At 75.0% G+C, this 9,885-nt stretch carries 7 protein-coding genes; 3 read left to right on the top strand and 4 right to left on the bottom strand.

Annotated features, from left to right (window positions below; genetic code table 11):
* Nucleotides 1-985 precede the first annotated feature (985 nt).
* The 3 genes from I3F58_RS26045 to I3F58_RS26035 form a co-directional block, all read right to left on the bottom strand.
* Nucleotides 986-1,189, bottom strand: a complete 204-nt coding sequence (locus I3F58_RS26045; protein WP_240111141.1) for a hypothetical protein — start codon at nt 1,187-1,189, stop codon at nt 986-988.
* Nucleotides 1,190-1,620: 431 nt separating this feature from the next.
* A complete protein-coding gene (locus tag I3F58_RS26040; RefSeq protein WP_240111140.1) occupies nt 1,621-2,400 on the bottom strand; it encodes an IclR family transcriptional regulator in 780 nt (259 codons plus the stop codon).
* A gap of 566 nt (nt 2,401-2,966) precedes the next feature.
* Nucleotides 2,967-4,028: a helix-turn-helix domain-containing protein gene (locus tag I3F58_RS26035; protein WP_240111139.1), complete on the bottom strand. Its 1,062-nt coding sequence runs from the start codon at nt 4,026-4,028 to the stop codon at nt 2,967-2,969.
* 310 nt (nt 4,029-4,338) lie between these two features.
* Between I3F58_RS26035 and I3F58_RS26030 the strand changes: the two genes are divergently transcribed.
* Both I3F58_RS26030 and I3F58_RS26025 read left to right on the top strand, forming a co-directional pair.
* Nucleotides 4,339-6,339 (top strand): SpoIIE family protein phosphatase, encoded by a 2,001-nt coding sequence (locus I3F58_RS26030; RefSeq protein WP_240111144.1) that lies wholly within the window; start codon nt 4,339-4,341, stop codon nt 6,337-6,339.
* A gap of 18 nt (nt 6,340-6,357) precedes the next feature.
* Nucleotides 6,358-7,392: a PHP domain-containing protein gene (locus tag I3F58_RS26025; RefSeq protein WP_240111143.1), complete on the top strand. Its 1,035-nt coding sequence runs from the start codon at nt 6,358-6,360 to the stop codon at nt 7,390-7,392.
* A 323-nt stretch (nt 7,393-7,715) separates the two neighbouring features.
* Here I3F58_RS26025 and I3F58_RS26020 read toward each other — a convergent pair whose 3' ends face one another.
* The gene (locus I3F58_RS26020) at nt 7,716-8,729 is read right to left on the bottom strand and encodes a hypothetical protein (protein ID WP_240111138.1); all 1,014 of its coding nucleotides are present in this window, start codon (nt 8,727-8,729) and stop codon (nt 7,716-7,718) included.
* A 200-nt stretch (nt 8,730-8,929) separates the two neighbouring features.
* On the opposite strand from I3F58_RS26020, the gene I3F58_RS26015 reads away from it, so the two are divergent.
* On the top strand, nt 8,930-9,880 hold the full coding sequence (locus tag I3F58_RS26015) for a helix-turn-helix domain-containing protein (RefSeq protein WP_240111137.1): 951 nt from the start codon (nt 8,930-8,932) through the stop codon (nt 9,878-9,880).
* The last annotated feature ends 5 nt before the right edge of the window (nt 9,881-9,885 follow it).

Genomic DNA, 9,885 nt, shown 5'->3' with positions numbered 1-9,885 from the left:
CCCGGGTACGCAGGCCGCGGCCGCCGACGCCTCCGGTGCCCCACCGCCGTGGGCCTGGCCGCCGGGACCGTGCTGCTCGCGGCCGGGGGCGGCTGTGCGGCCCGGTGCGTCCGGCGCCGGAGCCGTACACAGGCTGCCGACGCCGCCACCGAAGGCGCGGTGGCCGAGTCCTGACCGGACACCTGCCTTCGCCTCCGCTCATCCACCCGTCCGTCCCTCCGAGGAGACCTCCCCGTCATGACCACACACGTCACGCCCCGCCGGCCCCGCCTTCCGCTCACGCTCGCCGCCGCCGTCGCCACCGCCCTCGGCACGGCCGGAGCTCTGGCCCAGCCCGCCGCGGCAGCCGCCACACCTCTCAAGGGCTACGAGCTGACCTGGGGGGCAAGGACTCCTGGCACGACTACGTCACCGGCATGGCCCACGGTTGTTCACGGCCGCGGACCGGCGGCGGCTTCGCCGGTACGGGTTCCACCACCGGCGGCGCGGGTGAGCTGGCCGCCACAGGGGCCGGTGCCCCGGTGGGCGGGCCGGCCGCGGGCTCGGCCGCCGTCGCAGGCGCCGGGGTGGTCGCTGTGCTGGCGGCCCGCAGGCACCGCCGGGGAGGGTCACGGCCCGAGGACTGAGAGCACCCCCGTTAAGAACGCGTTAACGCCGCGCTGCGAGGCGTATGGACGCCGTCAACGGTGGTCTCGCGCGCCCCTCGAACGGGTTTGCTCATGGAGGCATTCTCTCCAGGACTTCTTAGGAGCTCGCGATGGCCGATGTGGCCTTCGTCGTCACCACAGTCGCGGTGTTCGCGCTCGTCGCCCTGATCGCACGGGGCGTGGCGCGGCTCTGAGCCGCGCTGCGGGCCTCGCGGGGTGTCGTCCGCGGGCGGGCGGCGCGGCTCGGAACGGTTGCGGTGACCAGACCGTGGCGATCACGCCCGCCCGGCTGGTCCCGTCCGTCGGCGGACCGTGCCCGGTCAGCCGATCACGCGTCGTCAGGGGAGAAGCTCGTCCAGTGCTGCCCTGCCCTTCTCGGCCATCCTGCGCTCGGCCCACTCCAGGTTCTTGGGGTTCACGTCGCGCCCGGAGGCGAGGACGAGGTCTTCCGCGGTGAATTCGCCCTCCGCGCCGCTGTGGAGGAGGGAGTCCGGGGTGATGCCACCCCGGACCCGGGAGGTCGTTTCGGGCTCTTCGGTCATGCCGCCTCCTTGTTCGTCCGGCACTGGCCATTGTCGTCGCCGGCCGGCGTGGACGCATCCGCGTGCGGGAAGCCGCCGCCCGCCGCCGCACTGGGGCCGTCCGCGCTGGTGGCGCGGACGTGAAGACGTGAAGCGGCCCTTGCCGGCGCCCCGGTCGCCCTCGGCACGGTGGTACCGGCCCGCGCAGACGTGCCGCCCGGCCGGGACCGTGTGCTCAGGCCGCAGGTCCAGGTGCGGACGAGGGCTCCGCCATGCTCCCGTACCACCGCTGTGAGGTCCCGGGCGGCGGAGAGCACCGGTTCCCGGTGTCCGCGACGCCGCCGTTCCGGGCGACGCGCTGTTCGACGGTGAGGGCTGTGAGCGGCTCGGCGGGCACACGGCGCGGCTGCCCCGAGTCGGCGGCCTGTGCCGTCGCCGGATGGCGGGTGACCTCAGCAAGGGGCGCGACGGCCCAGCGCGGCGGACAGGCAGTCGGCTCCCCGCGAGGCCGACTCGGCCAGCCGCTTCCCGTGTTCGGCGGTCCAGCGGCTCGTCGGCACGGCGATCGACAGGGCGGCGACGACCTGGCCCGTGCCGTCCCTCACGGGGGCGGCGACGCAGCTCACATCAGGGTCGGCCTCGTGGTGTTCGATGGCGACGCCTGTGTCCCGCACAGCGGCGAGCTGGGCACGCAGCGTGTCGTGGCCGGTGACGCTGGCGGGGGTCAGGGCGGTGAGTTCGCGTCCGTCGACGCGGGTGTCGAACTCGTCCTGGGACAGCGAGGCGAGGAGCATCTTGCCGACGGCGGTGCAGTGCGCGGGGAGCCTGCGGCCGACCGCGGCGACCGTGCAGACGGGGCCCGGCGTGGGGTCCGCCTTGGCGAGGTAGACGATGTCGAGGTCGTCCAGGACCGCGACATGGACGGTCTCGCCGCAGCCGTCCGCGACCTCGCGGACGACGTGGCGGGCCCCGGCTGCGAGGCCCGACTGCTCGGCGTAGCGGCTGCCGAGCTGGTAGCCGCGTACGCCCAGCCGGTACCGGCCGGGACGCTCCGGCACGGGCACGAGGTAGGAGCGGGCGGCAAGGGTCGTCATCAGCTCGTGGACGGTGGTGCGGGGCAGCCGCAGCGCGCGGGTGACCTCGGGGGCGGATCGGGTGCCGTCCCCGTGTTCGTCCAGGAAGAGTTCCAGGATGTCGAGTGCCCGGGTCACAGCGGGAACGAGGCGTCCCATGGAGGCCACCCTTTCACTCGGTGCGGCGAACACAGGCTATGCAGGGGCCACTTCGGCGGCAACGTCCGTTGCCGTGGCCCTTCCGCCGGCTGCGGCGTCCGGGGTCGCGTGTCCACGGGGGTGCCGCGGCCGTCGTCGGTGACGTCGTCGGGATCAGGGCGATGGGCGACCCTCGGCTGACGGCTCGGCGTTCGGGGCGACGGGCCGGGAGGCCGGGGAGGCGTGCCGTCGGCCGGACACCCGTGCCGGACGCCCTCCCCTGAGCCGGACGGCGGCTGCCCGGCGCCGTGCCGGAGGCGGAGGCCCGGGGCGAGGGGACGGCGCCGGGTACTGCGGCCAGTGGTTCCGCAGCATGAGGGGGACGCGCTCCGGGCCGCAGTGGTGCGGACCGGGGCCGGCTGCCCGAGGACCGGGGGTCTGGTTCCGCGACCGGCGGTCCCGGGCCCGCGTGGCCGCCGCGGAAGGTGAGCGCGGCGTGCAACCGGTGCCGGTCGGTCCGTTCCCGCTTCCCGCGCCGGGCCCGGGGCGAGGCGGAGGATCCGGGGGCTTCGTCGCGGTCGTGCCGGTCATACCTCGCGGTTGGGCCAGTCCAGGAGGCGAGCGCCGATGACCGCCGTCTGGAGGGTGTAGCGGTGCATGGGATCCGACGGGTTGGAGCCGGTGAGGCGGTGGATGCGGTCCAGACGGTAGGTCAGGGCCCGGACGCTCAGGCTCAGGCGGCGGGCCGCCTGGGCGGCGTTGCAGCCGGAGTCGAAGTACGCGGTGAGCGTGTCCAGCAGCGGCGTGGCGCCGCCCCGGGCCTGCTCCAGGGGGCCCAGGGCACTGCGCACCAGATCGGCCATGGCCTGCCGGTCGCGGGTGAGGACGGGGAAGACCAGGAGGTCGGCGGCGCGCAGCACCGGCTCGTCGAGGTTCATGCGCTCGGCCAGGTCCAGGGCGTTGAGGGCTTCCTCGTACGAGTGGACGACGCCGCCCGGGCCCGAGTGCGGGCGGCCGATGGCGACCCTGCCGCCGTCGGTCGCGGCGTACGCCTGTTTCGCGAAGTAGGTCATGACGTCGTCCTGGTCACCGGGCGCGACGCACACGAGGCGGCCGTCCTTGGTGGTGAACAGGATGCGCCGGTCCCCGAAGCGGCTCAGCAGGGCCTGCTCGACACGCCGGGAGACGGCGCCCGCCTCGTCGTACTCGGTGCGGGCGTCCGCCACGGCGACGGCGTGGGCGCGGGAGAGACGCAGACCGAACCGCTCGGCCCGCTCGGAGAGGCGCCCGAGGTCGCTGCGCCCGTACAACAGGTCGTCGATGAACTCGCGGCGTGCGGCCTCCTCCTGGCGGACGGCGAGCCGCTGGGCCTGCTCGTAGCCCTCCGCGAACGCGTCGATGGCCTGCTGGACGGCGGCGAGCACACTGTCGGCGGCGGCGCCGCCGGGCCAGGCGTCACGGGTGGCGGCCAGGTGGGCGCCGACCAGGGCGCGCAGCCCGTGGCCGTCCTCGGCGGCGCGCTCACCGAGGGCGCGGCGGGTGATCAGCTCGTCCCGGTTGAGGCGCCGTCCGGTGGCCGAGGCCTCCGCCAGGAGGTCGGCGTAGCCCTCCAGGTACTCGCTGGGTATGTCCCGCTCCCGCGCCGCCACCGCTGCTCCCCCGTGTCGTCCGTCGTACCGCTCTGGTGCTCTTCGTGGTCCGGGTGGTGGGCCACCCGGGGGCTTCCTCGACGTCCCCTTGACGTGGTTGCCCCGGGTAAGGGTACGACCCGGCGGACACCTGCCGATGCCTTGGCGTTCGTACCCGGCGGGCTCGACAATGAGGACGATGAAGGACAACTGGGAGCACGAGGGACAGCGGGGGCTCGGCGTGCGGCCGGGGCTCGGCGCACACACCGGGTCCCTCGACGGGCGGCCGGAGCCGCATGGCGGGGAGATCGGCCCGACGGAGCGGCTCGCCATGAACCGCACGGGCAGTTTCGACTGGGACCTCGACGCGGGGAGCATCGACGTGGACAGTGCCGGGCTGCTCGTGTTCGGGCAGGAGCCGGACGCGTTCGACGGGCTGCCTGCCACGCTGGTGCGGCGGCTGGACCAGCAGGAGCGGTTCCGGCTCGACGATGTGATCCGGGACGCGCTGCGCAGCGGCCGGTCCTCCTACGCGGCGCATTTCCGCATCGACCTGGACGACGGAAGCGAGCAGTGGACGCACGTCCAGGCACGCATCCTGCGCGACTCGGAGGACCGGGCGCACCGGATCGTGGGGATCGTCCGCGACGTGACCTCCGAGGTGACGCACTCCGCCTTCATGATGGAGCTGGAGAAGCGGCGTCGGCGGCAGACCGACATGGTGGAGCGGTCCACGCATGCCCTGTCCCGGGCGGTGACCGTGGACGATGTGACGGCGGCGCTGACGGGCCCGGGCGGGCTGGCCCGGCTGGGGGCGGACGGGCTGGCGCTGGGGCTGGTCGAGAACGGCTCGCTGAACATCATCGCGCTGAGCGGCGAGTCGCTGGACGTGCTGGACGATCTGCGGGTGCGGCGGCTGGAGCCGGGGCTGCCGCTGCACGAGACGGTGCTGAGCGGGCGGCCGCTGTTCAGCGGCGGGTTCCAGCAGTTGATCCGCGGCTATCCGGAGCTGGCCCCGTTCGCGGACCGGCTGCCGTTCCGGGCGGCGGCGTACCTGCCGCTGGTGGCGCAGGCGCGGACGCTGGGCGGGATGGTGCTGTTCTACCGGCGGTCCACCGCGTTCACCGCCGACGAGCGGAACCTGGCGCTGGGGCTGGCGGCGATCGTGGCGCAGTCGCTCCAGCGGGCGATCCTGTTCGACGAGGAGCGGGAGCTGGCGACGGGCCTCCAGGCGACGATGCTGCCGCGCCGGATCCCGGCGATCGAGGGCGGCGAGATCGCGGTGCGCTACCACTCGGCGTGGAGCGGGCGGCAGGTCGGCGGCGACTGGTACGACGTGATCCCGCTGCCCCGGGGCCGGGTCGGGATCGTGGTGGGCGATGTGCAGGGGCACGACACGCACGCGGCGGCGATCATGGGCCAGCTGCGGATCGCGCTGCGGGCGTACGCCGGGGAGGGGCACGCTCCCTCGACAGTGCTGGCGCGGGCGTCGCGGTTTCTGGCGGAGCTCGACACGGAGCGGTTCGCGACCTGTACGTACGCCCAGGTCGACCTGGGCACGGGCACGGTACGGGCGGTGCGGGCGGGGCATCTCGGGCCGCTGATCCGGCACACGGACGGGCGGGTCGGGGTGCCGAAGGTACGGGGCGGGCTGCCGCTGGGCATCGCGTCGGTGTTCGGGGACGAGGAGTATCCGGAGACCCGGCTGGACCTGGTGCCCGGGGAGACGCTGGTGATGTGCACGGACGGGCTGGTGGAGGAGCCGGGCACGGACATCGGGCAGGGCATGGAGGCCCTGGCGGACGCGGTGGGCGCGGGGCCGCCGGGGGCGGAGGCGCTGGCCGACCATCTGTCGCGGCGGTTCTGGGAGCGGTGGGGCGCGGGCGACGATGTGGCGCTGCTGGTGCTGCGGCGCAGCCCGGACCCGGGGACACCCCGGGCGCCGCGGATCCACCAGTACATCCACCAGGCGGATCCGCAGGGCCTGTCGGAGGCGCGGGCGGTGGTGCGGCGGGCGCTGCGCGACTGGGGGATGCGGGAGTGGGCGGACGACGCGGAGCTGCTGACCGGGGAGCTGCTGGGGAACGTGCTGCTGCACACGGAGGGCGGGGCCGTGCTGACGCTGGAGGTGCTCCCGGAGCCGGTGCGGCGGGTACGGCTGGCGGTGCAGGACCGGTCCAGTGCGTGGCCCCGGAGACGTACGCCGGGTGAGGCGGCGACGTCGGGGCGCGGGCTGTTGCTGCTGGACGCGCTGGCGGCGCGGTGGGGGGTGGAGCCGCGCGGCGAGGGCAAGGCCGTGTGGTGCGAGATCGGCCCCAGGACACGGGCCTGAGCGGTGGGCGGTGGCGTGATGGACCCGGTGGCGGCACTGGAGCGGATCGCGTTCCTGCTGGAGCGGGCGATGGCCCCGTCGTACCGGGTACGGGCGTTTCGCACCGCCGCCGGGGCGGTGGCCGGTCTGGGGGCGGAGCAGACAGCGGCGCGGGTACGTTCCGGGACGCTGGAGCGGGTGCGGGGTGTGGGCCCGAAGACCGCGCAGGTGGTGCGGGAGGCGCTGGCGGGGGAGGTGCCGGAGTATCTGCGGCGGCTGGAGGAGGCGGCCGCCGAGGGCGCGGTGCCGGAGGGTGCCGGGACCCGGCTGCGGGCACGGCTGCGCGGGGACTGCCATCTGCACTCGGACTGGTCGGACGGCGGCAGCCCCGTCGAGGACATGGGCCGGACGGCGGCGGCACTGGGCCACGCGTGGGCGGCGCTCACCGATCACTCGCCGCGCCTGACGGTGGCCCGGGGCCTGTCGGCGGACCGGCTGCGGGAGCAGTTGGACGCGGTGGCGGCGCTGAACGAGCGGTGGGCGCCGTTCCGGATGCTGACCGGCATCGAGGTCGACATCCTGCCCGACGGGACGCTGGACCAGGAGCCGGAACTGCTGGAGCGGCTGGACGTGGTGGTGGCGTCGGTGCACTCGAAGCTGCGGATGGACGCGGCGGCGATGACCCGGCGGATGGTGCGGGCGGTGCGCAGCCCTCATGTCGATGTGCTGGGGCACTGCACGGGGCGGCTGGTGGCCGGCGAGCGGGGGAGGCGGGCGGAGTCGGAGTTCGACGCCGACCGGGTCTTCGCGGCCTGCGCGGAGGCCGGGACGGCGGTGGAGATCAACAGCCGCCCGGAGCGGCTGGACCCGCCGCGTCGGCTGCTGCGCCGGGCGGTGGAGGCCGGGGTGCTGTTCGCGATCGACACGGACGCGCACGCGCCGGGCCAGTTGGACTGGCAGATCCTGGGGTGCGCGCGGGCCGAGGAGTGCGGCGTGCCGGCCGGACGGGTCGTCACCACCTGGTCGGCGGACGAGCTGCTGGCCTGGACGCGGACCGGGACCGTGCCGGGATGACCGGTGGCCGGTGGCCGGCTGACGGGGCGGTCGGCCGGGGGCCGTATCACGGGGGACGTACCGAGGGATCGGCTTTGCGTTCCACGGGCCCTGGCAGTGACCTCGCGGTATCCGCGCGATGCCCGGCAGGGCACGCTGCCCGTGCCCTGCACTGCCGGTTCTGGCATGAGGCGCGGATAACGACCCCCGTAATACCGGCGTCGCGGACGGTGTCGGCCCGCGACGGGCCGTGACATCCGGCCTGCTCCAGGATGCAACAGCGGCGGACCGGTTTTCTTCTGAAGGTTCTTCGGTGAAAAAGCCTCCGGGCTCGCGAGGGCCGGTCAGCGGCCGTCGGGGCCGTCGCCGGTCGCCGGGGCCGTGTGGGTGCGTTCCGGGGACAGCGCCCACTGGTAGGCGAGGGCGGCGAGGGTGGGTGCACCCCAGCGGGCCCGCAGCCCGCCCAGCTCCTTGGTGAGGGTGCGCAGGCCGATGTTGAGACGCCGTGCGGTGATGCGCTGGTCGACGCCCGCCGCTGTGTCGGTGAGGATCTCGCGCTGGCGGGGTGTCAGTCCGGTGCCGTCCGGCGGTACGGCCCGGCGCGGGTCCCCGTGCCAGACGTCGGCGCAGCGCCAGACGTGTTCGAACGTCTCCGCGATGTAGGCGACGACGGCCCGGTCCATGATGTGCCAGGCGGTCTGGGAGGGGCTGGCGCCGACGACGTGGTCGGCGATGAACGCCTGACGGCGGTCCACGACGACGCACCGCTGGAAGGGCGCGGCGAGGGTTCGGAGCCGGACTCCGGACGCGGACATGGCCGCCGCCCAGTCCCGGGCGCACGCGTCGTCCCGCGCGCTGTCACCGAACAGGGCGCGCAGGCGGACGCCCCGGGCCAGGGCTGCGCGGGCCCTGGTGTCGGCGTCGGAGTCGCGGGCGCGTCCGCCGGGGCCCGCCGGGTCGGCGGTGAGGATCTCGGTCTCGGCCCGGTCCAGGGCCTCCCCGAGGCGGGCGGAGACCTGTTCGGCGTCGGCCAGGAACTCGCTGCCGGCGCCGGAGCGCCACTTGGCGCGCTCGAAATGCAGGCTCAGCTCGTCGCTGAGGTCGGGGACGGCGGCGATCCGGGCGGCCCGGGCGGCCAGCTCCCGCAGGCCGTCGTCGACGCGGCGGCGGCCCGCCTCCTGCGGGTCGAGGGCGATGGGCCGCTCCGGGCGGTCGGGGTCGACGATGACGAGACGCCAGGACACCAGTTCGCGCAGGGCCGCGGTGTCCTCGGGCCGGACGGGCTCGTCGCGGGTGATGCGCGCGTAGAGCCGCCGGGCGGCCGGTGACAGCTCCGCGGCCTGCTCTCTGTCCGTCATGAACGCCCCTGTATGCCCCTGTTCGCGACTGCGTGTGTGCGCCGTGCGTACGCACGCACCCGGCGGGTGCTTGATCGTCGGCGCCCGACGCGCCAGCGTACCTGTGCGGGCGTGCGGGCCCGCCGGCCGAGGGAGCGCGCACGGCGGAACCGGCGGATCCCGCCCACGTACCGTCACGGCTTCTCGGGAACTCACTGACTATGGACAAGGTCGCTCTGCGTTTTCTGCTCCGGGAGCGGCGTGCGCTGATCGCCCCGGAGGCGCACGGGCTGTCCCGGCCGACCCGGCAGGGGCGGCGCGCACCGGGACTCTCCCAGGCGCAGGTCGATCAACTGCTGCACCGCGCCCCGGACACGTACGGGCGGCTGGAGTCCGGGCGGTACCCGAACCCGCCGGTGGATCTGCTGGAGGACGTCGCCCGGCTGCTCGGCATGAACGAGCACGACTGGATGGCGCTGTGGCGGTACGCACTGGGCCAGGATCCGCCGCATCCGCTGCACACCCGGTCCGGCGAGGTGGTGCCCGGGGTGTGGCGGGAGGTGCTGGACGGCATCTCGCACATGGCGTACGTCAGCGACCGGTCGTGGAACCTGCTGGCGTACAACGAGCCGTTCGCCGCGCTCTTCGCGGGGCGGCGGGTGCCCGACAACGTGATGCACTGGATGACGGTGGCCCCGGAGGGCCGGGCGATGCTGGTCCGCTGGGAGACCGCCTGGGCACCGCTGGTGCTGCCGCAGCTGCGGGCGGCGCTGGCGGCGGACCCGCACGACCCGGTGCTGGCCGGGATCGAGCGGGACGTGCTCGCCGATCCGGTGGCCGCGCGGATCTACGAGTCGGCGGGGGCGTATCTGCGCCCGAGGGAGGGCGAGCGGCCGGTGCACCACGCCGAGCAGGGTCCCGGCTGGGTGACCGTGTGCGCGGCGCAGCCGATGGCGGCGCCGCGGGCCCGGCTGATGATCCTGCCGTTCCGGGCCGGCGAGCGGCCGGCCGGGGGGCGGACGCTGCCGCTGCGGGCCCGGCGGGGGGCTGCGGGGCGGACGGGCGCGGGCGTGGCCGGAACCGGTCACCTGCCGGAACGGGCCGGGAAGGCGTGGGGCGCAGGCAGGCTCCTGGCGAGCCGGGGTCAGGCACATATCCGTACGCAACGGTAAAATTC

Source organism: Streptomyces sp. MUM 203J (assembly GCF_022414595.1).
Classification (GTDB): Bacteria; Actinomycetota; Actinomycetes; order Streptomycetales; family Streptomycetaceae; genus Streptomyces.
The sequence above is the reverse complement of the archived record's forward strand: the minus strand, read 5'-3'. Positions and strand labels throughout refer to the sequence as shown.

Coding starts and splice junctions, on each gene's coding strand:
- I3F58_RS26045 (WP_240111141.1), bottom strand. CDS start 1,189: ATGACCGAAGAGCCCGAAACGACCTCCCGGGTCCGGGGTGGCATCACC.
- I3F58_RS26040 (WP_240111140.1), bottom strand. CDS start 2,400: ATGGGACGCCTCGTTCCCGCTGTGACCCGGGCACTCGACATCCTGGAA.
- I3F58_RS26030 (WP_240111144.1), top strand. CDS start 4,339: ATGAACCGCACGGGCAGTTTCGACTGGGACCTCGACGCGGGGAGCATC.
- I3F58_RS26025 (WP_240111143.1), top strand. CDS start 6,358: ATGGACCCGGTGGCGGCACTGGAGCGGATCGCGTTCCTGCTGGAGCGG.
- I3F58_RS26020 (WP_240111138.1), bottom strand. CDS start 8,729: ATGACGGACAGAGAGCAGGCCGCGGAGCTGTCACCGGCCGCCCGGCGG.
- I3F58_RS26015 (WP_240111137.1), top strand. CDS start 8,930: ATGGACAAGGTCGCTCTGCGTTTTCTGCTCCGGGAGCGGCGTGCGCTG.